This is a genomic window from Bradyrhizobium sp. URHC0002 (assembly GCF_054059515.1).
In genome coordinates this window covers 588,373-614,816 of sequence record NZ_JBSSCF010000001.1, presented here as the reverse complement: position 1 = coordinate 614,816, position 26,444 = coordinate 588,373, and the positions used below count along the sequence as shown (strand labels likewise).

General features: G+C 62.5%; 15 protein-coding genes. 10 read left to right on the top strand and 5 right to left on the bottom strand.

Going from position 1 to position 26,444, the window contains the following annotated elements; genetic code table 11:
- Nucleotides 1-22: 22 nt before the first annotated feature.
- Both ACVWVY_RS03010 and ACVWVY_RS03005 read right to left on the bottom strand, forming a co-directional pair.
- Nucleotides 23-1,546, bottom strand: coding sequence for a permease (locus ACVWVY_RS03010; protein ID WP_456624983.1), 1,524 nt, complete (start codon nucleotides 1,544-1,546; stop codon nucleotides 23-25).
- Nucleotides 1,543-2,295, bottom strand: coding sequence for an ABC transporter ATP-binding protein (locus ACVWVY_RS03005; protein WP_456624982.1), 753 nt, complete (start codon nucleotides 2,293-2,295; stop codon nucleotides 1,543-1,545). Before ACVWVY_RS03005 ends, ACVWVY_RS03010 begins: the two co-directional genes overlap by 4 nt.
- 296 nt (nucleotides 2,296-2,591) lie before the next feature.
- Between ACVWVY_RS03005 and ACVWVY_RS03000 the strand changes: the two genes are divergently transcribed.
- The 6 genes from ACVWVY_RS03000 to ACVWVY_RS02975 all read left to right on the top strand — a co-directional run bounded on the left by ACVWVY_RS03000 (nucleotide 2,592) and on the right by ACVWVY_RS02975 (nucleotide 9,475).
- Entirely contained in the window at nucleotides 2,592-3,467 is an 876-nt protein-coding gene (locus ACVWVY_RS03000) for a branched-chain amino acid ABC transporter permease (RefSeq protein WP_456624981.1), read from the top strand.
- Complete coding sequence (locus ACVWVY_RS02995) at nucleotides 3,467-4,618, top strand: branched-chain amino acid ABC transporter permease (RefSeq protein WP_456624980.1); 1,152 nt, start codon at nucleotides 3,467-3,469, stop codon at nucleotides 4,616-4,618. Before ACVWVY_RS03000 ends, ACVWVY_RS02995 begins: the two co-directional genes overlap by 1 nt.
- Nucleotides 4,615-5,373, top strand: coding sequence for an ABC transporter ATP-binding protein (locus ACVWVY_RS02990; protein ID WP_456624979.1), 759 nt, complete (start codon nucleotides 4,615-4,617; stop codon nucleotides 5,371-5,373). Before ACVWVY_RS02995 ends, ACVWVY_RS02990 begins: the two co-directional genes overlap by 4 nt.
- 10 nt (nucleotides 5,374-5,383) lie before the next feature.
- Nucleotides 5,384-6,163 (top strand): ABC transporter ATP-binding protein, encoded by a 780-nt coding sequence (locus tag ACVWVY_RS02985; RefSeq protein ID WP_456624978.1) that lies wholly within the window; start codon nucleotides 5,384-5,386, stop codon nucleotides 6,161-6,163.
- Nucleotides 6,164-6,326: 163 nt separating this feature from the next.
- Entirely contained in the window at nucleotides 6,327-8,165 is a 1,839-nt protein-coding gene (locus ACVWVY_RS02980) for an AMP-dependent synthetase/ligase (RefSeq protein ID WP_456624977.1), read from the top strand.
- A 110-nt stretch (nucleotides 8,166-8,275) separates the two neighbouring features.
- Nucleotides 8,276-9,475 (top strand): ABC transporter substrate-binding protein, encoded by a 1,200-nt coding sequence (locus ACVWVY_RS02975; RefSeq protein WP_456624976.1) that lies wholly within the window; start codon nucleotides 8,276-8,278, stop codon nucleotides 9,473-9,475.
- Between the two features lie 124 nt (nucleotides 9,476-9,599).
- Here the strand turns inward: ACVWVY_RS02975 and ACVWVY_RS02970 are convergent, their stop codons facing one another.
- Both ACVWVY_RS02970 and ACVWVY_RS02965 read right to left on the bottom strand, forming a co-directional pair.
- Nucleotides 9,600-11,780 carry a PQQ-dependent dehydrogenase, methanol/ethanol family gene (locus tag ACVWVY_RS02970; protein ID WP_456624975.1) on the bottom strand — a complete coding sequence of 727 codons (2,181 nt, stop codon included), beginning with the start codon at nucleotides 11,778-11,780 and terminating at the stop codon, nucleotides 9,600-9,602.
- A 244-nt stretch (nucleotides 11,781-12,024) separates the two neighbouring features.
- Nucleotides 12,025-12,825 carry a transglutaminase-like cysteine peptidase gene (locus tag ACVWVY_RS02965; protein WP_456624974.1) on the bottom strand — a complete coding sequence of 267 codons (801 nt, stop codon included), beginning with the start codon at nucleotides 12,823-12,825 and terminating at the stop codon, nucleotides 12,025-12,027.
- 606 nt (nucleotides 12,826-13,431) lie between these two features.
- On the opposite strand from ACVWVY_RS02965, the gene ACVWVY_RS02960 reads away from it, so the two are divergent.
- The 3 genes from ACVWVY_RS02960 (at nucleotide 13,432) to ACVWVY_RS02950 (ending at nucleotide 22,607) form a co-directional block, all read left to right on the top strand.
- Nucleotides 13,432-18,879, top strand: a complete 5,448-nt coding sequence (locus ACVWVY_RS02960; RefSeq protein WP_456624973.1) for a VCBS domain-containing protein — start codon at nucleotides 13,432-13,434, stop codon at nucleotides 18,877-18,879.
- 89 nt (nucleotides 18,880-18,968) lie between these two features.
- Complete coding sequence (locus tag ACVWVY_RS02955) at nucleotides 18,969-21,194, top strand: CHASE2 domain-containing protein (protein WP_456624972.1); 2,226 nt, start codon at nucleotides 18,969-18,971, stop codon at nucleotides 21,192-21,194.
- Nucleotides 21,195-21,290: 96 nt separating this feature from the next.
- Complete coding sequence (locus ACVWVY_RS02950) at nucleotides 21,291-22,607, top strand: alpha/beta hydrolase (protein ID WP_456624971.1); 1,317 nt, start codon at nucleotides 21,291-21,293, stop codon at nucleotides 22,605-22,607.
- A 206-nt stretch (nucleotides 22,608-22,813) separates the two neighbouring features.
- On the opposite strand, the gene ACVWVY_RS02945 is transcribed toward ACVWVY_RS02950, so the two are convergent.
- Nucleotides 22,814-24,427 (bottom strand): ABC transporter substrate-binding protein, encoded by a 1,614-nt coding sequence (locus ACVWVY_RS02945; RefSeq protein ID WP_456624970.1) that lies wholly within the window; start codon nucleotides 24,425-24,427, stop codon nucleotides 22,814-22,816.
- Between the two features lie 198 nt (nucleotides 24,428-24,625).
- On the opposite strand from ACVWVY_RS02945, the gene ACVWVY_RS02940 reads away from it, so the two are divergent.
- Nucleotides 24,626-26,284: an ABC transporter substrate-binding protein gene (locus tag ACVWVY_RS02940; RefSeq protein ID WP_456624969.1), complete on the top strand. Its 1,659-nt coding sequence runs from the start codon at nucleotides 24,626-24,628 to the stop codon at nucleotides 26,282-26,284.
- The last annotated feature ends 160 nt before the right edge of the window (nucleotides 26,285-26,444 follow it).

Below are 26,444 nucleotides of genomic sequence, written 5' to 3'. Positions count from 1 at the left end.
AAAAACGCGTCAAAAAGAGAATCTAACCGCGCCGCGGGCTGATCTTCCACGTCGCCGCGAGAATGGCTGCGGTCATCGCGCCGCTGACCACCGCGGCGACCGGGATCGAGATGGCAAGTGCCGCGGTCGCGGCCCAGCCGATCGAGCAGAACGCTTCCGCGAAAGTCGCCAGCCGCGACGAGGTCTGGCGGCGGCGGAACTGGCTGCGTTTGGCCTGCACACGGAACCAGAGCTGGATCGCAGTTGCCGAGACGGTTGCGACGATGACGCCGAGCGCGGTGACGATCGCCTGCGTCGCGGAGGCAAAGGCAAGTGCTGCGATCAGCGGCGCGAAGACGGCGCCGATTGAGAGAAGCACTACCTCGATCTTGGCGCGGATCACGCGCGACGGCGGCAGCGGTGCGGTCGCGACCAGGTCGGCGGCATCTTCTCCCGATATCGTCAGCCAGGCGAGGCCGCCGGCAAGCTGGCCCGCAGCCATCACGATCACGGGCGTGATCAAAACGATCGCGGTCGAGCTGTCGGAAAAACTTCGCCATAGCATCAGGGCCGGCGGCACCAGATAGAGCAGTTGCATCAGGCTTTGCGACAACAGCCACGGGTCCCGCCGCAGCAGCAGGAACTCCTTGGTGCGCAGCGCCTGTTGCCGCGAGCCGCCGCGAAATGCGGTCGCGCGCGGTCCGCGACGGACGGTGCGGGCGGTTGCGGCGACACTGACGACGGTATCGGCAAATCTCGGCGAAAAGACCGCCATCACGACGCCGAGCAGCATCAGTCCGCCGGCCATCAGCCACGACAGCACCATGCCATCGCCGATCGCCGCCCGTGCCGGCCACCACAACGGGCTGTCGAGCGCAGGCGCATAGGCCGAAGCGGCATCGGAGGTCAGCACCGTAAAGCGAGACAGCGTGCCATACGAGAGAATGGCCGCGACCTGCAGCGCGATGACGAAGCCGGCGCCGATGATGGCAGCCACGATCTGCGCGACAAGACGGGTGCGGCTCGGGCCGATCAGCCGGAACAGCGCGATCGTGATCGCGATCGCAACGGCCGCGGCCGAGAGGCCGATGGCAACGACGACGCCGAACGCAGAAAGCCATCGGATGCCGCCACCGATCACGAGAACATCGATGAAGGGTGTCGAAAACAGCAGCGCCATCCCGATCACGGACAGCCCGATCGCGGCGATCCGTACCGAGAACACGTTGGCGAGGTTCGCCGGCGACGACATGATGAGATCGAGATCGGCGCGGGCATAGAACACCCGCGTGACGGATTCGATGGCCTGCGACAGCATCAAGGCCCAGGCAAGAAAGATGGTCGCCGTGATGACGATCAATTCAGGTTTGCCGAGCGGGGCTTGCAGATCGGCGAAGCGGCCGATCACCGCATAGGCCGGCAGGTGCATGATGGCGACGAACACGGTCAGGGCGATGATCGCGCGCTTTCGTTTTCCGCGTCGGCCGGCGATCATCGCCAGCCATTCGCGCCACGCCAGACGGATCTCGTGCCGGGCAAACCAGGTGAGTGCCGCGGCCGAACTCATGCGGCCGCTACCTCAGTGTCGACGAGAGCGATGAACATGTCTTCGAGGCTGGTGTCGTTGCGGCCGTTCTGCTGGCGGAGCTCAGTCAGCGTGCCCTCCGCCACCAGCCGGCCTTTGGCGATGACGCCGATGCGGTCGGCCATCCGTTCGGCGACTTCGAGAATATGCGTCGTCATGATCACGGTGCAGCCGGAACGTACACGTTCCTGCAACAATCCCTTGACGTGACGCGCCGACAGCGCATCGAGGCCGGTCAACGGCTCGTCCAGGATGATCAGCCGGGGATCGTGAACCAGCGCGCCGGCCAGCGCCACCTTCTGGCGCATGCCCTTGGAGAATCCCTCGCAGCGTTCGTGCAGATGCGGCTCAAGGCCGAGCGACACCAGAAGCTGCTGTGCCGAGAGGCCGGAAACCGCGGGATCGATGCCCCAGAGGCCGGCGACGAATTCGAGATATTCCAACGGCGTCAGCTTGTCGTAGATCATCGGCTCGTCGGAGACCCATGCCATGATCTGCTTGGCGGCGACGGGATCGGCGAGTGCGTCGATGCCCAAAATCGAGACGGAGCCGGCGTCGGGCCGCAGCAAGCCGGCGACCATCCGCAAGGTCGTGGTCTTGCCGGCGCCATTGGGGCCGAGCAGGGCGTAAAATTCGCCTGCGCGAACGGTCAGGTCGAGCGCGTCGACCGCGGGGCGGTCAAAACGCTTCGTTAACCCTCGCACTTCGAGCGCCGATTCATCTGACTGCATGATGACGGAACGGTCCGGTTTCGCTTTGTTGTTGCCGGAACATGCACCGAAGAACTTTCGGCACGGTGAATCGAGCGGCCCAAATCGTGCCGAACCCCGCAACTTCCCGGGCTGCGGCATTTCTGCGCAATTCTTAACAACGCCGCGGCCAGCGGTTTGTTGACAGCGGTCGGCGCTTTGGGCTCAATGTGAACGGGACATATGCAGCTGTTCGGCATCGCCGATGCCGGTAGCGTGTAGACACAAGATGCGGAAAAGGCGGTCGACAGAATCGCCTGGCATCGGGGAGGGAATGGATGCTGGACTTCGTTCAGCAGCTGGTGAGTGGCATCGCGCTCGGCTGCGTTTACGGCTTGATAGCGCTCGGCTTTGTGCTCGTTTACAAGGCAACCGAGGTCGTCAATTTCGCCCAGGGCGATTTGATGATGCTGGGCGGGTTCTTCGCCTTCACCTTCATCGGCCTGCTCGGTCTCAATTACTGGCTCGGATTCGCCGGCGCGGTCATCGCCATGGCGGCGTTCGGCATGCTGGCCGAACGTGTCGTGGTGCGCCCCATTCTCGGCTATCCGCAGTTTTCCATCATCATGGCGACGATCGGGCTCGGATATTTCCTGCGCTCCGTGGTCGGCATGATCTGGGGCACCGACGATTTCAAGATCGAGACGCCGTTCAGCGACGGCGTGTTGCGGATCGGCTCGCTGGTGCTGGCTTACGACAAGCTCTCGGTGATCGCCGCGACGGTCATCCTCTGCGCGCTGCTGTATCTGTTCTTCAACCGCACCACGCTCGGGACCGCGATGCGTGCCAGCTCCGAGAACATGCTGGCTGCCTACTACATGGGCATTCCGGTCAAGCGCGTGGTGTCGATCGTGTGGGCGATCTCTGCGGCGGTCGCGACCGCCGCCGGCGTGCTGCTGGCGCCGATCACCTTCATTCACTCCAATGTCGGTCTCGTGCTGGGCCTGAAGGCGTTTCCCGCCGCGGTGCTCGGCGGCTTCGGCTCCATTCCAGGGGCCGTGGTGGGCGGCGTGCTGATCGGCGTGATCGAGAGCATGGCCGGCTTCTACCTGCCGCAGGGCTGGAAGGACGTGGCGCCCTACATCGTTCTTCTGGTGGTGCTGTTGCTCAAGCCCGAAGGCCTGTTCGGTATTCATACGCGGAAGAAGGTCTAATGCGGTTCCTCTTCAAGACGGATTACGAAGACGACATCCGGCTGTTTCCGCACAGCGGCTACGTCGTTTCCTATGGGATCCTGCTGGTGCTTCTTGTGATCGCGCCGTTCGTGCTGTCGAGCTATCTGGTCAGCCAGCTGGTGTTCGTCTGCATCTATGCCACAGTGGGCGTGGGCTTGATGATCCTCACCGGCTTCACCGGGCAGGCCTCGCTCGGCCACGCCGCCTTTCTGGCGATCGGCGCCTATACGGCGGCATATCTGCAGCAATACAACGTTCCTTTTCCGGTCTACTTCCTGGCCGGCGGCCTGTTGACCGGCGTGGTCGGTGCGCTGGTCGGATTCCCGGCGCTGCGGCTGACCGGCATCTACCTCGTCATTGCGACGATTTCGTTTGCCTTCATCGTCGAGGAAGTGCTGGCGCGCTGGGAAAGCGTGACCCACGGCAACGAGGGCATGCGCGTCAAGACCTTGAGCCTGTTCGGGCAGGCGGTGCCGCAGAACGGATCGACCTTCTATTTCCTCTGCCTTGGCGTATTGATCCTCACCATCGTCGGCACGCTCAACCTGCTGCGTTCGCCGACGGGCCGCGCCTTCGTCGCGATCCGCGACAGCGAAACGGCCGCACGCAGCATGGGCGTCAACGTTTCGCTCTACAAGGTGAAGTCGTTTGCAATCAGTGCGGCGATTACCGGATTGGCTGGTGTGCTGTTCGCACACAAGCTCTCCTTCATCAGCCCGGAAATGTTCACGCTGCAGCTCTCGATCGAGTTCATCATCGTGATCCTGATCGGCGGCACCTTCAGCCTGCATGGCGCGGTGCTCGGCGCGATCTTCCTGGTCATGATCGATCCGTTCCTGACCTATCTGAAGGATGACCTGCCCGGCATCATCTCAGGGCTGGCCGCGATGTTCGGCGCCGACAGCGTGACGGTGGGGAAAGTTCACGGCAACGTCGCCGCCATTGCCTCCGCCAACGGATTGAAGGGCGCGATCTACGGCGTGATCATCGTGCTGTTCGTGCTGTTCGAGCCGCTCGGTCTGTACGGGCGCTGGCTGAAGATAAAGCTCTTCTTCCAGCTATTCCCGCTCTACAAGCGCGCCACCTTCAAGCGTCAGAAAATCTACGTGAAGTCGGAGCGGAACCGATGAGCTATTTCCGTGCCGAGAACCTGTCTTTGCACTTCGGCGGCCTGAAGGCGGTCGATTCCGTCAGCTTCGCGGTGGAGAAGGGCGAGATCCTCTCGATCATCGGCCCCAACGGCGCCGGCAAGAGTTCGATCTTCAACCTGATCTCGCGGATCTATCCGCCCACGTCAGGCAGGATCTTTTTCGAAGACCAGGACATCACCGAGCAGCCGGCCTACGACATCGCCGGCCTCGGCATTGCCCGCACCTTCCAGAACATCGAATTGTTCGAGAATGCGACCATGCTGAGCAATCTCCTGGTCGGCCGTCACCGGCATTCCACCACGCAGCTCTGGCAGGAATTGTTGTACCTGCCGAGCGTGCGCGCCGGAGAAAAGGTCCATCGCCGCCGTGTCGAGCAGGTGATCGAATTTCTCGATCTCGAGGCCTATCGCGACAAGCTGATCTCGGGGCTGCCTTACGGCGTCCGCAAGGTGATTGAGCTCGCGCGTGCGCTGTGCTCGGAGCCGAAACTGATCTTGCTGGACGAGCCGTCATCGGGGCTGAACGTCGAGGAGACCGACGACATGTCGTTCTGGATCCGCGACATGAAGACCGAACTCGGCATCACCGTCTTGATGGTCGAGCACGACATGACGCTGGTCAATCGCGTCTCCGACCGCGTGATTGCGCTCAACTACGGCCGCGTGCTCGCGATGGGCTCACCATCCGAGGTGCAGCGCCATCCCGACGTCGTCGCCGCCTATCTCGGCGCATGAGGATGATGCCATGAGCGCTTCGGACATCATCCTCAAGCTCAGCAATATCGAGAGCTATTACGGGCCGATCATGGCGATCAGAGGCATCAGCCTCGAGGTGCCGCGCGGCAAGATCGTCACGTTGCTCGGCGCCAACGGCGCCGGCAAGACCACCGTGCTCAAGACCATTTCCGGCATTCTCGATCCCCAGAAGGGCTCGATCGAATTTCTGGGCAAGCCGATCCAGCGCATGGAGGCCGACAAGATCGTGCGGCTGGGCTTGAGCCACGTGCCGGAGGGGCGCGAGGTGTTTCCGTTCCTGTCGGTGCGCGAAAACCTCATGATGGGCGCCTATCCGCGCAAGGACCGCGACGGCGTCGCCCAGGATATCGAACTTGTCTACGGCTATTTCCCGCGGCTGAAAGAGCGCATCAACCAGCCGGCCGGACAGCTTTCCGGCGGCGAGCAGCAGATGCTGGCGATCGGGCGCGCGCTGATGAACCGGCCGACCCTGCTACTTTTGGATGAGCCGTCGCTCGGCCTGTCGCCGATCCTGGTGAAGGAGATTTTCACGATCATCAAGCGCGTCAACGAGGAGCAGGGCATGTCGATCCTGCTGGTCGAGCAGAACGCCAAGGTCGCGCTGGAGACGGCGCATTACGGCTATGTGCTTGAAATCGGCCGGGTCGTGATGAACGACACCTGCGAACGGCTGATGAATTCAAAGGACATCCAGGAATTCTATCTCGGCGCCAAGGAAGAGGGCGCCCGCGGCGAGCGGCGCTGGAAAAAGAAGAAGACATGGCGCTAGAGGGCTTGGCGCTAGAAGACTTGGCATTAGAAGACCTGGCGTTAACCGTCACAGTCAAAAGCATGGCGTTCAGAACGAGTTAGAGCTAGATTCAGGCCCTGCTTCAAAAAGCAAAACCGGCTGACAAGACCGGCGAAGCAGGCGACAGAGGGAGGAAGAGAGCATGGCCAGACCGGCAGTGCTGACAGTCGCCGACACGATCGCGAAGAGCTTTCTGAAGTCCGTGGAAACCCGCGGCGATAAGCCTGCGATCCGCGAAAAGAAATTCGGCATCTGGCAGCCGACCAGTTGGCGCGAGTGGCTGCAGATATCCAAGGATATCGCCTACGCGCTGCATGCGACGGGCTTCCGGCCCGGCGACGTCGCCTCGATCATCGCCAACGCGGTGCCGGAATGGGTCTATGCCGACATGGGCATCCTGTGCGCCGGCGGCGTCGCTTCCGGAATCTATCCGACCGACTCATCCGTGCAGGTCGAATATTTGATCAACGATTCCTCGACCAGGGTGATCTTTGCCGAGGACGAAGAACAGCTCGACAAGATCCTGTCGTGCCGTTCGCGGTGCCCGACATTGCAGAAGATCGTCGTGTTCGACATGGAAGGCCTGAGCGGCTTTATCGACCCGATGGTGCTGTCGCTGGCCGAGTTCATGGCGCTCGGGCGCAACCACGCGCAGGGCAACGAGGCGCTGTGGGACGAGATGATCGGTAGCCGCACTGCAGGCGATCTCGCCATCCTCGTCTACACCTCCGGCACCACGGGCCCGCCCAAGGGCGCCATGCATTCCAATCGCAGCGTGACGCATCAGATGCGCCACGCCAATGATCTGTTTCCGTCGACCGACAACGAAGAACGGCTGGTGTTCCTGCCGCTCTGCCACGTCGCCGAACGGATCGGCGGCTATTACGTCTCACTGGCGCTGGGATCGGTGATGAATTTCGCCGAAAGCCCGGAAACCGTGCCGGACAATCTGCGCGAGGTACAGCCGACTGCCTTCCTCGCGGTGCCCAGGGTCTGGGAAAAGTTCTATTCCGGAATCACGATCGCGTTGAAGGATGCGACCGCGTTCCAGAACTGGATGTACCGTAACGCGCTTGCCATCGGCAATCGCGTGACCGAGTACAAGCTGCAGGGCGATACGCCGCCATTATCGCTGCGGCTCGCCAACAGCGCCGCCTACTTTCTGGTGTTCCGCAACATCCGCCGCATGCTCGGTCTCGACCGTTGCCGGCTGGCCTTTACCGGCGCGGCCCCGATCGCACCCGATCTGATCCGCTGGTATCTCGCGCTCGGCATCGATATGCGCGAGGTCTACGGCCAGACAGAAAATTGCGGTGTCGCCACCGTGATGCCGCCCGAGCGCATCAAGCTCGGCTCGGTCGGCAAGGCAGCACCCTGGGGCGAGGTCGCGATTTCACCGCAGGGCGAGATCCTGATCCGCGGCGATTTCCTGTTCATGGGTTATCTGAACCAGCCGGAAAAGACCGCAGAGACCATCGATGCCAAGGGATGGCTGCACACCGGCGATGTCGGTTCGATCGACAATGAAGGCTTCGTCAAGATCACCGACCGGATGAAGGACATCATCATTACCTCGGGCGGCAAGAACATCACGCCGTCGGAAATCGAGAACCAGCTGAAATTCTCGCCTTATGTGTCGGATGCCGTGGTGATCGGCGACAAGCGGCCGTATCTGACGTGCCTGCTCATGATCGACCAGGAGAACGTCGAGAAGTTCGCGCAGGACCACGACATTCCCTTCACCAACTACGCCAGCCTGTGCCGCGCGCCCGAAATCCAGGACCTGATCCATCGCGAGATCGAGGCGGTCAACGTCAACTTCGCGCGCGTCGAAACCATCAAGAAGTTCTACCTGATCGAACGTCAGCTCACGCCCGAGGACGAGGAGCTGACGCCGACCATGAAGCTGAAGCGCAGTTTCGTGAACAAGCGTTATGCCGCCGAAATCAACGCCATGTATGGCGAGCGCGCGGTGGCGTAAGCCGGGCGGGCATTGAAAGCGGAATTTTAGAAGCGGAGTTATTCAAAACGGCGAAGGATCGAGAAGGCCCCAACCTTCGCGCAACACGGGCCAACGGAGAGGAGACTGCAATGTCGAAGTCGTTTAGGGCGTTGGGCCTTGCGGTGAGCGCCCTTGCGCTGACCCAATTGCCCGCCGCAGCCCAGACCAAGGTCACCAATGAGGGCATCTCGGCGAGCGAGATCGTCATCGGGACGCATCAGGACCTGTCAGGCCCGATCAAGGTCTGGGGCGTTCCGGTTTCCAACGGCATGAAGATGGCGGTTGAGGAAATCAACGCCGCCGGCGGCATCAACGGCCGCAAGGTCAAGATGATTCTCGAGGACAACGGCTACGATCCAAAGAAGGCCGTGCTGGCCTCGCAAAAGATGGTCGAGCGCGACAAGATCTTCGCCATGATCGGCCCGATGGGTTCGCCAACCGTGCTCGCCGCGCAGGACATCCTGTTCGACGCCGGCGTGCTGCAGCTGTTCCCGCTGACGGCCGCCGAATTCACCTTCAAGTTCGATCCGGCCAAGCCGCAGGAAAGGCTGAAGTTCAATAATTTGCTGCCCTACGTCGAGAGCACGCGCGCCGCCGTCAAGTACATGATGGAAGCGAAAAGCTTCAAGAAGCCCTGCATCATGCATCAGGATGACGAGTACGGAAAGAACGTGCTCGATGGCTTCACCCAGCAGCTCACTGCGATGAAGGTACAGCCTGCTTCGGTCACGAGCTACAAGCGCGGCGCTTCCGACTTCAGCGCGCAGATCGCCAAGATGAAGTCTGACGGTTGCGACATGGTCGTGCTCGGCACGGTCATTCGCGAAACCATCGGCGCGATGGGCGAGGCCAAGAAGCTGGGCTGGGACGTCACCTTCCTTGGCGCAACGCCCACTAACGTGCTGGAAGTGCCCACCCTCGGCAAGGAAGCCGTCGAAGGCCTCTATGCCGCGTCCGGTTTCGAAATCCCGTACGAGGACACTGCAAAGGGCAAGGTCAAGGACTGGCTCACCAACTACAAGAAGATGTTCAGCAGCGATGCCAACACGCAGGCGATCATCGGCTACAACGCCATGATGACGTTTGCGTTCTACGCCAACAAGGCGGGCAAGGACCTGACCGGCCAGAAGATGATGGACGCGCTGGAATCCGGGGACCAGTTCCTCGATATCTTCAGTTCGCCGCCGACCAAGTTCTCCAAGACCGACCATCTGGCCAACACGATCACCCAGGTCCAGCAGATCAAGAACGGCCGCTGGGTGCTGGTCAAGGAAGGCCTGATGTTCTGAGGAAGCGGGTAGCTCCCAACGGCAAGGGCTGACGACATAGGGGCTGCGCAATCGTTTCGCGCAGCCCTTTTGCTTTGCTATGTACTCTCGGGTTCGTGCTTGCGCGCGCGCCGGGATGACTTCCTCACTTCGGCCGGATCGCGTCCGCGGTGCCCTGGATGAAGGCCTGCAGCTTCGGGATATCCTCTTCCTTCAGCTTGCCGGTGAAGTCGGGCATGCCGCGGTCGCGGAACGGGCCCTTGAACACGATGTCCTTCAGGTTGGTGATGGTTTCGGGGGCGACATAGCCGAGGTTCCGGATGTTGCCGCCGTTGTCGACGCCGGGCACGCTGTGGCAGGCAGCGCAGGCGGCGACATAGATGAGGGTGCCTTCCTCGACATCCTTGGGATCGTACTTCACGCCTTTCAGCAGCCCCTCGGTCTGATACTTCACGAAGGTCGGCAACGGTGCTTTGCCGTCGACCGCAAAGGTGTAGACCGTGCCGGGGCTCGACAATTCGGTGACCCGGATCCACTGGCCGATCACGCCGCCCCAACCGACCGCGATCGAGACATATTGCTGGCCGTCGAGCATATAGGTCGAGGCCGCCGCAACCACGCCGGTGCCGGTCGGGCTTTCCCAGAGCTTCTCGCCCGTGGTGGCGTTGTAGGCGACGAAGCGTCCGTCGGCGGTGCCCTGGAACACCAGGTTGCCGGCGGTGGTGAGCGTGCCGCCATTCCACGGCGCCACGTGTTCGACGCGCCAGGCTTCCTTCTGTTTGACGGGATCCCAGGCCAGCAGCCGTCCGAACGCCGGGTTCTTGGGCGGCGTGGCGTTCAGCATGAAGCCGACGTTCCAGCCCTGCACGCTGCCGAACTTGCCGGGTGCGACAGCGTTTTGCGAGAAGGTCTTTTCCGGCGTGAGATTGACCGGCACACCTTGCGCCGGCAGATACACAAGCCCGGTCTGCGGATTGTACGACATCGGATGCCAGTTGTGGGCGCCGGCCGGACCGGGAATGCTGTCATAGGCCGCCTCTCCGCGAGCCTCCTTGATCTCGATCGGCCGGCCATTGGCGTCGTAGCCGGTCGCCCAGTTCACATCGACGAAATTCTTTGCCGAGATGAACTTGCCGTTGGTGCGGTCGATGACGAAGAAGAAGCCGTTCTTCGGCGCGTGCAGGATCACCTTGCGCGGCGCGCCGTCGATGTTGATGTCGGCCAGGATCATCGGCTGGGTAGCGGTGTAGTCCCAGTGATCGCCGGGCGTTTCCTGATAGTGCCAGGTGTATTTTCCGGTATCGGCATTGAGCGCGACGATCGAAGACAGATAGAGGTTGTCACCGCCGGACGGGCTGCGGACCTTCTGATTCCAGGGCGCGCCGTTGCCGGTGCCGATATAGACGAGGTTCAAATCGGGATCGAAGGTGATGGTATCCCACGCGGTGCCGCCGCCGCCGTTGAGCCAGTATTTGCCGGCCGGATCCCAGGTCTTGGCCGCGGCCGCCATCGATTCATCCTCGAATGGCTTTGACGGATCGCCGGGCACGGTGAACCAGCGCCATGCCTGGTTGCCGGTCTCGGCGTCATAGGCGGTGACATAGCCGCGCGCGCCGTATTCCGCGCCGCCATTGCCGATCACCACCTTGCCGTTGAACACGCGCGGTGCGCCGGTGATGGTGTAGGAGTGCTCCTTGCTGACGATGGTGTCTTTTTCCCAGACCACCTTGCCGGTGGCGGCATCGAGCGCGAACAGTCGGCCGTCATAGGCGCCGACAAAGACCTTGCCCTTCCAGAGTGCGACGCCGCGATTGACCACGTCGCAGCAGCCCCTGTAGCCCTTCTCGCGGTCGACCTTGGGATCGAAGGTCCAGAGCTGCTTGCCGGTGCGGGCGTCGATGGCATGCACCACGCTCCATGATGCGGTCTGGTACATGATGCCGTCGACCACGACCGGCGTCGCCTCGACGCCGCGGGAGGATTCCAGCGGATAGCTCCACACTAGCCCGAGTTTCTTGACGTTGTCGGCATTGATCTGGTTGAGCTTGGAAAAGCGCGTCTCGGCATAGTCGAGGCCGATGGTCGGCCAGTCGTTCGAAGTCGCGGTATTGGCCTTGATCGATGCGCCGTCGATCGCCGAGGTGACAGCCTTGATGTGCTCGGGCGATCCCTTGGCGGGGCTCTGCGCGAGCGCCGCGCTGCAGGACAGCGTCAGGCCCAGCCCGATGGCGATTGCGGCCTGCGCAAGGCGCGCCGATCGATGGGAAGTAGCGGCAATTTCAGGAAATAAACGGCAAGCGGAATCAACGCGTGGCAGACGTGTCATCTCATTCCCTCCCAGTGATCTCTAGCGGATCTGCCGGAATGCTATGCCGGTGAGAAGGATCGCGTCAATCAAAGCGGGGCGCGAAATCAAAAAGAGAAAATTGTCCTCGCCATGTTTTCACGAAGCGAATGCAGGCTGGTATACCGGCTGCAGCGCACCATCGGCCGTGGCTGAAAGGAAGATCAGGCAGGGAAAGCAATTTGTTGTCAGCCGCCGCCGCGCAACAATTGCACGCCGTCATTCGTCAGTAGGCGCGTTCAGATGGCCGGTCCGCGGCGGCGGCCAGAAAACTCACGGCGAGCGGAGGCACAGGGTTGTTGCCCGAGGCGTCGGCGAGCAGGGGAGAATCGGCGTATCGCATCACACCGTGCTGGCCGATCACGAATGTCGGCCGGAAATTTCTGACGTCGGCATCCTCGATCATCGCCATGCGGCGGTTATCGAGCGTCAGCCAGCGGCCGTCCAGCCGCGCGGCAGCCACCGCATGGTCCTCGCCATGGATGGTATCGCGCAGGACCACGATCCTGACATCGTCGGGGGCGAGGCCGGCGCGGCGCAAGGCGACGAATTTCGCAATCGCATAATCCTCGCAATCGCCGCCGCCACGCGCGAGCGTTGCGAGCGGCGAAGTCCAGACGTCGATCTGGCCGTGTTGGGCGAGGTCGCTGATCGGCCGGATGGCGAGATTGATGGCACGGTTGATTTCGCCGAGCCGGGCGCGGCCTTCGCGCAACCGGGCGGCGTCGACGACGTCGAGGAATTTCAGCGCGGCCGGAGACACGCAGCCGTCGCGATCGCCCTCGCAGAGCGCAAGCTGCACCATTTCGTCGTCGAGCCGGCGTTGCACGCCGAGCCATTTGTCGTGCAGTCCGCCGCTGGTGAGCGCGGAGACGGGAAGCCCGAACGGCTCGGCCGATCGTGTCATTGATTCCGTTGAATCGGGCAGAGGCTGCATTTCGGCGCGCAGATCGCCTGGGCCGAAACAGGCCATGCCGCACGCAATGATGCCCGCGCGCCATGCGCGCGAAAACACTGACAACCCCATCTGACGCCCCTTGTCCGGGCATCGGCTGGCTTGTTTAGCCTGCTCGCGACCGGATCATTTCGCAGGGGGAAAGGATGGGCGAGGGGGCTTTTGATCTGCTTAAAACGGGGTACTCCCAGCCGCGAAGGCCGAAACAGCGTGAATCAGGTCTCACCGGCTTGCGGGCAATTTTATCGATCCGAGGGTTGCTGGTTATCGAATTAACCCTGCCTGTGGCGAGGCGACCACAACCTGTCGCGATCCTGTAAGGGAGACGCAGGCTTACCTGCGGCCCTACCGATCCGGCGAAGTGACCAGCTTTGAGGCCGTTGTCCCATCCCGCACGAAGCGACATCAGGTGCGGTGAAGTAGAGATAAACTCTTATGGCTGCTTATCTTTATGCCTTGCAAAGGCGGTGCCTATTCTTTAGATATCCCTGGTCGAATTTGGCCTTTTCCTCGCCACACTTCGGCCCGACACTTTTTTCGGACCTTTTCGGTCCTGTTGCAGACTTACCCCATATTGGGGGTATTCGCGGCATGCCAGCTTTTGTGTTCCTTACCTGCGTGGTATCAAAAACCCGCAGGGAATTTCATAATTATTAACCATTTATATGTGGTGCCCCATTGAACTACGCCGGAAAATTCGGATCGGGCGGCCTCGGCCCTGATTCCGGCATAGACATTGACTTGGGGCTGCCGTCACAGCACGGCCATTTTTCGTCCCCCGGCAAGCTCCACGTCGACAAGGTTTCGACACATGCGCCGTCGGACGCCATCATTATTTCTGACGCTCATCTGCTGTTCCATGGGGACTTCAAGCGATCGGGCGTCGACCTGATCCTCTCCAGCGGCGACCGGGAACTCGTGCTGCGCGAGTACTTCAAGGGCGAGAAACGGGCCGCGCTGGCCTCGCCCGACGGCGCCCATCTCACCGGCGACATCGTCAACGCGCTGAGCGGGCACACCCAGTTCGCGCAGGCCGACGGCAGCGCCAGCGTCGCGCCCGCGCTCATCGGCCATGTCACCAAGCTGGCGGGCAACGCGACCGCGATCCGCAACGGCGTGTCGATCATCCTGAACCAGGGCGACTCCGTCCACAAAGGCGACGTCGTCCAGTCGGGATCGGATTCGACGCTCGGTATCACCTTCATCGACGGTACCGTGTTCGGCCTCGCGTCGAACGCCAAGATGGTGCTGAACGAAATGATCTACGACCCCAACGGGTCGGACAACAAATCGCTACTCAGCCTGGTGGCTGGCACGATCTCGTTCGTCGCCGGCGCCACCGCCAAGAAAGGCGACATGAAGGTCGACACCCCGGTCGCGACCATGGGCATCCGCGGTACTGCGGTGCTGGTCGAGATCGATTTCGACGTGCCGTCGCAGGGCGGTGCGCCGCCGGCGAGATTCCAGGTGCTGGTCGAGCCCGACGGCACCACCGGCTCCTACATCCTGTTCGACAAGACCACGCTGACGCCGATCGCGACCGTCAACCAGGCCGGAACGCAGACGATCATCAATGGCCAGGGCACGGTCAGCTTCCTGTCGTCGGTGCAACTGTCGCCCGACGCGCAGAAGATCATCACCGACGTGTTTTCGCTGAAGTTCAGCGACCTGAACAACCCGAACACCAAGCTCACGACCAATTTTACCGACTCGATCACGCAGCAAACGTCGTTTCTCAAGCTGGCCAGCAACGAATTCGGCCCGGTTACGCTTCAGTTCCTCATTATCCCGGAAAAGCCTGCTGCCCCACCCGCTGCGGGGCCGAGCGACAAGATCGTGCACATTCCCGGCCCGCCGCTGGCAGCCGCGTCTGGCGGCGCGTTTACCGAACGTGCCGGCATCACTGGCAACGCCGCCGTCGACAGCACGTCCGGCACGGTCAACTATGTCGACGTCAACGCCGGCGATACGCCGAGCGTCAGTGCGCAGTTCTCTTCCTTCGCCTATCAGAACGCGCAGGGCGCCAACGTCACCGCCACGCTGACCGCGGAACAGCTGGCCGCGATCAAGGCGGTCGAAGTGCCGCTCGTGGTGGTGCAGGACCCCAACGGAAAGAACACCGGCCAGGCGACCTGGACCTACAACGTTGCCGATGGCGCGTTCGACTTCCTCGCCGCCGGCGAGACGCTGACGCTGACCTATGTGGCGCGGGTCGACAACAACTACGCGCCGAGCAACGAGACGACGTTCGTGCCGTTTACGATCGTCATCACCGGCACCAACGACAAGCCGACGCTCTCCACGACCGGCGGTACGATCACGGAGCGGATCGGCACCGGGAATACAGCGGTCGATACCGTGACCGGCACCGTCACCTTCGCCGACGCCGACCTGACCGACCGTCCCGTCGTCAGCGCGGCGATCTCCACGACCGATCCGTTCCGTTACTACGATGCGCAGGGCAACGACGTCACCGCGACGCTGACGCCGGCGCAACTGGCGGCGATCCTGGCCGTCGAGGTGCCACTCTCCGTGGTGCAGGCGACCGGAAATACCCACAACGGCTCGGCGAGCTGGACCTACAGCATTGCGGACAGCAAGTTCGACTTCATCGCCAAGGGCGAGACGCTGACCCTCAACTATGTCGCCCAGGTCGACGACGGCCATGGCGGCGTCGTCTCCACGCCGATCACCGTCTCGATCCATGGCGCCGACGTCGTTATCACCGGCACCAATGACGTGCCGACCATTGCCGCGACGAGCGATGCCTTTGCCGAACTTTCGAACCCCGACCAGCCGAACCCGACGGGCTCCCCCGCCCTCCATGTCGCATCCGGCACCATCAAGTTCACCGACGTCGACCTGACCGACCGGCCGGTAGCGAGCGCCGCCTTCACGGCGTTCAGCTACCTGAACGCCACCCGCGTCGACGTCACCTCAGAGCTCACGGCCAAGCAACTCGCAGCGATATCAGCGGTGGATGGGCCGCTCACGGTGGTGCAGTCTCCCGGCAATACCAATGACGGTTCGGCGAGCTGGAGTTACAGCACAGCCGACGGTGCGTTCGATTTCCTTGCCTACGGCGAGATCCTGACGCTGACCTACACCGCAACCGTCGATGACGGGCATGGTGGCGTGGTGACCAAGCCGATCACCATCACCGTTACTGGCAGCAACGACACGCCCGACATCACCAGCGTGGCGCCGGCCGCGACCATCACGGAACGCCCCGAGACCCACGGTTCGGCGACGCCGGATACCGCCAGCGGCGCGATCACGTTCGTCGATGCCGATCTGACCGACACGCACGCGGTCAAGCTCACCGGCGTCAAGGCCTCCGGCGTGATGACGGGTCTGGCCGATGGCACGGTCCAGCTCAGCTGGCTGTCGCTGGGGACGCTTACCGATTCCACCGACGGCGTGCAGGGCTCGAAGAGCTGGTCGTTCTCGGCGCCAGATAGTTATTTCGACTACCTCGCTCATGGCGAGACGGTCAAGCTGACCTACACGATAGAGGTCGACGACCACCATGGCGGCGTCACCTCGCAGGACATTGTCGTGACCGTCAAGGGCAGCAACGACGCGCCTGAAATCGCCGATATCGCCCAGCGGGCCCTCACCGAGCAGATCGACACCGCGCCGCTGAAGACGACGATCCCTGTCACCTTCACTGATCTCGACCTGTCGGATGTCGGCCACACCGCAACCATCACCGATGCGGTGGCGACCGGCACCACCACTGGCCTTGCGCTCGACCACGCCGCACTGATCGCGCTGGTGACGCCGGGCGCGGTGAGCAAAGCCGCCGGCTCGTCGGCCGGGGCGGTCGACCTGTCGTTCTCGGCGGCCTCGACCGCGTTCGACTATCTGGCGAAGGGTGAAGTCCTGACGCTGACCTATACGGTTGCGATCAATGACGGCGACGGCGGCGTGACGCCGAAGACCTTCGTCGTCACCGTCACCGGCACCGACGATGCGCCTGTTATCGCCGATATCGCGCAGCAGAACCTGACCGAGCAGACCGATACCTCTGCACTGAGCGCCACCATTCCGGTCCACTTCACCGATGTCGACCTGAATGATGTCGGTCATACCGCTGCTATCACCGGCGTGACGCTGGACGGGGATACCGATGGGCTTGGCCTCAACGCGAGCGAACTGATTGCGTTGGTGAGCGCGGGAACCGTGACCAAGGCTTTGGGCTCGTCGGCCGGGTCCGTCCAACTCGACTTCTCGGCGGCCTCTACCGCATTCGACTATCTGGCGAAGGGCGAGTCCGTTACGTTGACCTATACGGTCGCGATCAACGATGGCGATGGCGGGATCACGTCACAGCCTTTCACAATCACCATCTCCGGCACCAACGACGCGCCGGTCCTGACTGCGTCGGCTCCGTCGCTGGCCACGATTACCGAAGACGAGACTGCGAATGCCGGCCAGACCGTCGCCTCGTTCCTCGGAGCCAGCATTGCCGACGTCGATCACGGCGCGCTGCAAAGCATCGCAATCACCGCTACGACCAGCACGCATGGCCACTGGGAATATTCCGTCGACGGCAGCCCGTTCGTCGCCTTCCCGGAGGTGTCGAGCGGCTCCGCCTTGCTGCTGGCGGCGACCGACATGGTCAGGTTCGTCCCCGACGGCGAAGATGGCGGGACGGACACGTTCACGTATGTGGCGTGGGATCAAACGACGGGCAGCCATGGCAACAAGGCAGACGTCTCGGCATCGGGCGGTTCCGCCGCCTTCTCCGTGACGTCGAATACCGCAACGCTGACGGTGACGGCGGTCAACGACGCGCCGACCGCGGCCGCGCCTGCGACGCATTACGCTGCGACTGAACAAACGCCGCTGGTCATCAGCGGCACCGGCTTGCATGTCGCTGACATCGATGGCAATGGCGGAACCGAGACGGTGACCCTCTCCGTCGGCGTAGGCATCCTGGACATCGACCTGGGTGGAAACGACGTTTCGGTAACCGGCAACGGCACGTCCTCCGTGACGATCACCGGACTGGTCGACTACATCGAAGCGCTGCTCTCCGGAAACAAATCCGGCACGATCAGCTACACCGCGAATTTGGACAATCCGGGCGCATCGACCGACCTGACGCTGTCCGTCAACGACCATGGCAACAGCGGATCGGGCGGCAGCCACACCGCAACCGCAACCGCCACCGCGACCATCGATATCACGCCGGTCAACGACGCGCCGGTGTTCACCGGTACCGAACTTGCGCCGACCTATCATGCCGGCGATGCGGCGGTCGCCCTTGCCAGCAATGTTTCGGTCAGCGATGTCGACAGCGCCAACTATGGTGGTGGTTCGTTCACCGCAAAGGTGACGGCCGGAGGCAATGAAGGCGACACCCTCTCGATCGTCGGCAATCAATACATCACGCTCGATGATACGAAGGTAATGTTCGATGTGGACGGTGATGGTCCTGGCGGTGCGGTGCAGATCGGGTCGCTGACGAACTACGACCATAACACCCTGACAGTGACGCTGAACGGCGATGCCGACGATGTCGCCGTTGCGAAGCTCGCGCAGGCGATCGAATTCTCGAACTCTAAGGAGAATCCGGTTGCCGGCGAGCGCACCGTGACGTTCACGCTTAAGGATGGCGGCGGCACCGCCAACGGCGGTCAGGATTCGGCCAATTTCACCGCGAAGGTCGATCTCGATGGCGACATCGTCACGGTAACCGCCGCGGACGACGACGGCCAGTACGACACCTTGAACTTTGTGTTCCAGCAATCCAGGGGGGATGGCGCCACGCTCGTAGGGACGGACGAAGAGGACGTCATCTTCGCAACTGGCGGCAACGACACGCTGACCGGCAAAGCCAAGGCCGACCAGTTCGTGTTTGCTCCGGCATCCCAGCACAACCCGAGCGCCGATCAGATAACCGACTTCACGCAGGGCGAGGACCATATCGATCTCCGTGCGTTCGCCGAGTTCGTGGACGCCGAAAACATCACTGCGTGGCTTGCAAAATCCGCTCATGTAAAGACCAGCGGCGATGACAAGCTGATCACGCTCGATACGGGCGACACTATCACCCTCAAGGGGCTCGCCGCCGCCAGTCTGCATGCGAGCGACTTCATCGTGTCGCCGCATCATTAATATGGCGCTTCGCCAGCCGCGCTAACTCAGGGATATAGATGCCATCTTCTGGCTTGTCTGGCGCCGCCAGTTAGCGAACAATCGAAGCCATGAAGCTCCGGGCTCTACCGAGGTGGTTTAGGCGGCGGTTCGGCTTTGACCGGCTGCTGTGCCTTGCGCTGCTGATCGGGTTTGCAGCCCTTCGCGTCGCCGATCCGGCTCCCATCGAGGAAATTCGGGTCAGGACCTTCGATTTCTTCCAGCGCATCGATCCCCGCCACAAGACCGCAAGGCCGGTGACCATCGTCGATATCGACGACAAGAGCCTGGAAAAGTTCGGGCAGTGGCCGTGGCCGCGGACGCGGATCGCCGATCTCATTACCGAGCTGACCGGGCTGGGCGCCGTCGTGATCGCGTTCGACGCGGTGTTTTCGGAGCCGGACCGGCTCAATCCGGCCGATGCGGCCGATACGTTCCGCAACCTCGATGAGGACACCCGCGCCAAATTGCGCGCGCTGCCCAGCAACGACGAGATCTTCGCCGAAGCGATCCGGAACTCGCGCGTGGTGCTTGGCGAATCGGGGGCCGCGGAAGAGCTGGCCGTGCTCGACAAGACGCTTCCGGTGACGGGACTGGCGATGCTGGGCGAGGAACCGCAACGCTTCATGTTTGAATTCCCGGGCCTGCTGCGCAACACCAGGGTGCTGGAACAGGCCGCTGCCGGGCGCGGCCTTTTTACGATCAAGCCCGAGCGCGACGGCATCGTGCGGCGCGTGCCGATGATCATGCTGGCGCAGGGCCAGACCATGCCCTCGCTGAGTTTCGAGATGCTTCGGGTCGCCACCGGCTCAGGCACGATCCTGATCAAATCCGAAAAGGCCGGCATCAAGAGCCTCGGCATCAAGGGCTTTCAGCTGCCGACCGACGGCAACGGCCAGCTTTGGGTTCACTACGCCCGTCAGGATCCTTCTCTCTACGTTCCGGTGACGAACGTGCTGGAAAAGACCGTTGCGCCCGAAATGATCGCGGGCAAGTTGGTCCTGATCGGCACCTCGGCCGTCGGTCTCAACGACATCAAGACCACGCCGGTTTCGCAGAACATGCCGGGCGTGGAAATCCACGCCCAGATTCTGGAAAGCGCATTGAGCGGGGCGGTGATCTCGACGCCGATCTACGGCATCGCCGTCGAGTTCGCGACCGCGCTTCTGTTTGGATTGCTTGTGATCGCGTTCGCGCCGCTGTTCGGGCCGGTTACGCTGGTCGCCCTCGGTGCGGCGTTTGCGACCGCGCTGATCGGAACGTCGGCGTATTTCTATTCGCAGCATCGGCTCCTGATCGACTTCACCTACCCCCTGATGTCGACCACGTCGATCTATCTGACGCTGATCTTTTCCAGCTTCGTGCGCGAGCAGGCGCAACGCCGCCAGATTCGTTCCGCCATGGGCCGGTATGTGTCGCCGGTCCTGGTCGAACAACTCGCGCAGTCGCCGGAGAGGCTGGTGCTCGGCGGCGAGGAGCGCGAGATGACCATCATGTTCTCCGATATGCGCGGCTTTACCTCGATCTCGGAGACCTACAAGAACGACCCGCAGGGCCTCACCGCGTTGATGAACCGGTTTTTGACGCCGCTGACCAACGCCATCCTCAACCGCAAGGGCACCATCGACAAATATATGGGCGACGCCATCATGGCGTTTTGGAATGCGCCGCTCGACGACAAGGATCATGAGCTCAACGCCTGCGAGGCGGCGCTCGACATGCTGGCGCGCGTCGACGAGCTCAACCAGGCGCGCGAGCAGGAGGCAAAGGAGGAGGGCCGCCCGTTCATTCCGCTCAATGTCGGCGTCGGCCTCAATACCGGCATCTGCGTGGTCGGCAACATGGGCTCCGATATGCGCTTCGACTATTCGGTGTTCGGCGACAGCGTCAACCTGGCCTCGCGCCTCGAAGGCCAATCCAAGGAATACGGATTTCCCATCATCGTCGGCTCCAAGACCGCGCTGGCGGTCAAGGACAAGTTCGCGATCCTCGAACTCGACTTCATCATGGTGAAGGGCAAGAAGGAGCCGGAGGTGATCTATGCCATCGCCGGCCGCGAGGACACCGCGCAATCAGGCCGCTTCCAGCGCCTGCGCAACCTGACGATCGAGATGCTCTCCTGCTATCGCACCCGCGACTGGAACGGCGCGCTCGCGGCCATCGCGCGCGGCCGCAAGACCGACGAGGCGAATTCGCTGGAGCTGCTCTACGATCTCTACGAAGTCCGTATCCGCGGCTATCTCGAAGACCCGCCGCCGCAAGACTGGAACGGCGCCTTCGCGCTGCTGACGAAGTAGCCGCGCCCCACGGCGGCAACTTGACCGGCCGCCAGCCGCTCGGCATATTTTCCGTGAAGGTGAGCCAGCAAGACTCGCCAATTTCGGGAGACGAGCATGCGCAAGCTGTCGGCCGTCCTTGTGGGGACGTTGATCTCTGTCGTGCCGGTCATGCCGGTGGCTCTGGCCCAGCCGGCCTGCGTAACCCAGAACATGGCCGTTCCGCCCGGCGCCAACACGAGCGACAAGGCCGCGCCCTTCTTCATCGACACGACGGGCCTCGATTTCAAGACCGCGCCGCCGACCCGCGACCCATCGAACCCGAATTATCCGCGCGCGACGGAGCTTCCCGACGGCGCATTGCCGCCATCAGGCGCCGAGGGGAATTTCATCATCGGCGCGACCCATGCGGCTGCTCCCGAGACCGTCGCGAAGGATGGCGTGCCGCGGGGCACGATCACGTCTTTCACCGTGTCGTCAAAGGACAGCGTGATCTACAACCCCGGCCTGATCCGCGACGACACGCCGGGCTGCAACAACAGTTCGATCATGGTGACGACGACGGCGCCGGGCGACAAATCGAACATGATCGTTACCACCAGCCATCCCGGTACCTGGACGCGCACGATCGAGGTCTATGTTCCCGCGAACTATGTGCGCGGCGCGGAGGTGCCGTTCATCGTGCTAGGCGATGGCGGTTCGACCGCCTGGAAGGACATGAACACGACCCTGGACAATCTGATCCAGCAGCGCCGCGTGCCGCCGATGGTCTCCATCCAGGTCGGCAATGGCGGCCAGGACGCGCAGGGCGCCCAGCGCGGGCGCGAATACGACACGGTGTCGGGGATCTATGCGCAGTTCGTGGAGCGCGAAGTGTTGCCGCGCGTCGAGCAGCACGCCGGCGTCAAGCTCACGAAGGACCCCGAGGGCCGCGCGACCATGGGACTGAGTTCGAGCGGCACGGCCGCCTTCACCATGGCGTGGTTCCATCCCGAACTCTATCATCGGGTGCTGGCCTACTCTCCGACCATGGTCAACCAGCAATGGCCGTGGAATCCGGCGCTGCGCGGCGGTGCCTGGGAATATCACAGCGCGTGGGCTGGCCCCGCCGGTCCCAACCTCACCGTGAAGGCCGGCGTGCTGACGCCATCGGAGCCGCCGGGCGTGCCGCTGATACCCAGCGCGCCCGCCAAGCCGATCCGTTACTGGTTCGAGATGGGCGATCAGGACTTGTTCTATCCGAACCCCACGATCCCGGACGGCATGCACGACTGGACGCTGTCGGCCGCGCTGATGGCCAAGGTGCTTGCCGAAAAGGGTTACCATTACCAGTACCTGTTCGTGCGCAACGCCAAGCATGTCGACCGCCCGACCATCGCGCAAACCCTGCCATCCGCACTGGAGTGGTTGTGGAAAGGTTATCCGATTCCTTGAAGCGATCGTCGTCGTCCACCAAGCGAAGGACGTCGTAGGGTGGGCAAAGCGAAGCGTGCCCACCATTCACGAGCGCGGCGCGGAATGGTGGGCACGGCGCAAACGCGCCTTTGCCCACCCTACGATTCCTCACTGCCGCGGCGTACTGGATCCCCGCTTTCGCGGGGATGACGACCGTTCTGACCGGAAGGTTTAGCGCTTCGCTTTTACTCCAGCCCGATCTGCGTCAGATCCTGAAACCAGTGCTGCGCCTGCACGAACTTCTTCACCTTCGGCGACAGCGCATGCGGGTTGGTGTCGTGCACCACCCAGACCAGCGTGGCGTCGTCGACGATCTCGGCATGCGCCTGTGCCAATAGTTCGTCCTGTTTGGCGACATCAAACGTCTGCTTGGCCTCGTCGATCAGCGCATCGACTTTGGGATTCTTGTAGCCGCCCCAGTTGACGCCAACAGGTGCGATCTGGCCGGAGTGGAAGAAGCGGACGATGGCGTAGAGCGGATCCGACGTGACATAGGCGATGTTGTTGGAGGTGATGCCCGCGTTGATCTCGTCAGCCGCGCCCTTGCGCCACGCCGTATATAACGTCTCGAGCTCGACCACCTTGAAGTCAACATCGATGCCGATTTCCTTAAAGCTCTGCTGCAGGAATTCGTTCATCGGCAATGACAGCATCTGTCCGGTGCCGCCTTGCGCGATGATGAAGGTCGCCTTCAGCGGCTTTTCCTTCGAATAGCCGGCCTCCTGCACCAGCTTCTTCGCCGCCGCGACGTCGTATTTCAGTTCAAAGGACGGCTTGCCAAACCAGGGACTCGACGGATCGACCTGGCCCCTGGCGGGCTTTGCTAATCCATTCATCAGCCCGACCACGGCTTCGCGGTCGATCGCGAGGTTCAGCGCCTTGCGCAGGCGGATGTCAGTCCAGGGCGAGCCGGGCAGCACGCTCAAATGATAATTCCAGACATGCGGCGTGACGTTGTCGACGATCTTCATGCCGGCGGATTTGAGCTGCGGCACCGCATCGGGCGCTGGCGTCTCGATCAAATCGACCTGGCCCGCCAACAGCGCATTGGTGCGCGTCAGCGCTTCCGGCATCGGGATCAGCACGATCTTGTCGGCCTTGGGAATCCGCTTGCTGTCCCAATAGTCGGCGTTCTTGGTGAGTTCGGCGAGTTCGCGCGGCACCAGTTTTGTGAGTTTGAACGGCCCGGTGCCGGAGGGCTGGCTGGCGAACTTGTCCCAGTCCTTGCCGAGCTTTTCATATTGCGCGGGGCTCGAGACCAGGAACCAGAGCATCTGATACGGGAAGAACGAATCCACGGTTTTGGTGGTGATCTCGACCGTGTCGTCGTCGATCTTGGCGTAGCTCGCGACCGAGGGCAGGCGGGTTTTCACCTGGGCGCTCTGGCGCTTGTCGAACTGGGGTGCCTTATCGTTGAGCACCTTGTCCAGATTCCAGATCACGGCGTCGGCGTTGAATTCGCTGCCGTCGTGAAACTTGACGCCCTTGCGCAAGGCAAAGCGCCACTTCTTCTTGTCCTGCTCGTCGACCTTCCATTCGGTGGCGAGGCCGGGCACCAGTTTGCCCGGCCGGTCGGACACGTCCATCTCCCAGGCGACCAGCGGATCGTAGATCGTATAGGCCGAAAACTGGTAGGCGCCCGCGCCGCGGTCCGGCTGGCCGGTGGTCAGCGGGATATCCGCCATCGAAATGCCGTAGCGCACAACGGTCTCCGCCTGCGCTGAAATCGTGGGCAAGCCAAGCGACAATCCGAGGGCCATTGCCGCGGCAGCAAGAAGCATCGAATTTTGGGTGCGCATGAATTAAGCTCCTTCGGGCGGGGTTTGGAGCTGAAAAATGCAAGCTTGATGCCAGATGTAGCATAGAAGGCGCGGTTGTATGCGCAATCACCGGAAGTTGTGCGGCTATTGGCCCCTAGCGAAGTGCCTTCCTTGGCACAGGCGTTGCATACCTTTGCATAAGAATTAGTCACCCAAGTCGAGAAGGAATTGCTGCATATGCGTAATGAAAAATCGAACAAGACGGCCACCGCGTGGCTGCTGGCGACGGCGCTGGTGGTTGGGCTGCCGCAACTCGCAAGCGCCGAAACGGTGCTGCGGATCGGCATGACCGCTGCCGATATTCCGCGCACCCTCGGCCAGCCCGATCAGGGCTTTGAGGGCAACCGTTTCACCGGCCTTACCATGTACGACGCGCTGACGATGTGGGACCTGTCCTCGGCGGACAAGGCAAGCGTCATGATTCCCGGGCTCTCGACCGAATGGAAGGTCGACGAGGCCGACAAGAAGAAATGGACCTTCAAGCTTCGTCCCGGCGTCACCTTCCATGATGGCTCGCCGTTCAATGCCGACGCCGTGGTCTGGAATGTCGAGAAGGTGCTGAAGCAGGACGCGCCGCATTTCGACGCCAGCCAGGTCGGCGTCACCGCCTCGCGCATGCCGACGCTGGCCTCCGCCAGCAAGATCGACGACATGACGGTGGAGTTGACCACCAAGGAGCCGGACAGCTTTCTGCCGATCAACCTGACCAATCTGTTCATGGCGAGCCCGACCAAGTGGCAGGCGTTTTATGAGAAGGCCGAAGGCGCCGACGCCAAGGCCAAGTCGCAGGCCGCGTGGGCGGCGTTTGCCAAGGAAGCGTCGGGCACCGGCCCCTGGAAGATGTCGAAGTTCACGCCGCGCGAGCGGCTCGAACTGGTCAAGAACGAGGCCTATTGGGACAAGGCCCGCGTGCCCAAGGTCGACAAGATGGTGCTGCTGCCGATGCCGGAGGCCAACGCCCGCACCGCGGCATTGCTGTCCGGTCAGGTCGACTGGGTCGAAGCGCCGGCGCCTGACGCGGTCAAGGAGATCAAGCAGCGCGGCTTCACCATTACTTCCAATGAAGAACCGCATGTCTGGCCGTGGCAGTTTTCGCGGATCGAAGGCTCGCCGTGGAATGACATTCGTGTCCGCAAGGCGGCCAACCTCTGCGTCGATCGCGAAGGGCTGCGGGACGGCCTGCTCGCCGGCCTGATGGTGCCGGCGAGCGGCACCTTCGAGCCCGGCCATCCCTGGCGCGGCAAGCCGACGTTTGAGATCAAGTATGACTTGAAGGCCGCGCAGAAGCTGATGCAGGAGGCCGGCTACGGTCCGAGCAAGAAGCTGACGGTAAAGACCCAGACCTCGGCGTCGGGATCGGGTCAGATGCTGCCGCTGCCGATGAACGAATATCTGCAGCAAGCGCTGGCCGAATGCTACTTTGACGTCCAGCTCGACGTCATCGAATGGAATACGCTGTTCACCAACTGGCGCCGCGGCGCCAAGGATCCGACCGCCAACGGCGCCAACGCCACCAACGTCACCTATGCGGCGATGGATCCGTTCTTCGCGCTGGTGCGCTTCCTGCAGTCGTCGATGGCGCCGCCAACGTCGAATAATTGGGGTTACATCAACAATCCCAAGTTCGACGAACTCGTGACCAAGGCGCGCCAGACCTTCGACCCCGCCGCGCGTGACGCGGCGCTGGCCGAACTGCATGCAGCCTCGGTGGATGACGCGGCGTTCCTTTACGTCGCCCATGACGTGGCGCCGCGCGCGATGAGCCCGAAGGTCAAGGGCTTTGTGCAGCCGAAGAGCTGGTTCGTCGACTTCTCGCCGGTGTCGTTGGCGCCGTAGCGGCGAGGTGCGTTCTTCCCCTCTCCCCTTGTGGGAGAGGGTGGCTTCGATGCGGAGCATCGAAGACGGGTGAGGGGTTCTCTCCGCGGATACGCGTCCCTCATTCGAAAGCTTGCGTCCGCGGATCGAACCCCTCATCCGGCGCGCATGAATGCGCGCC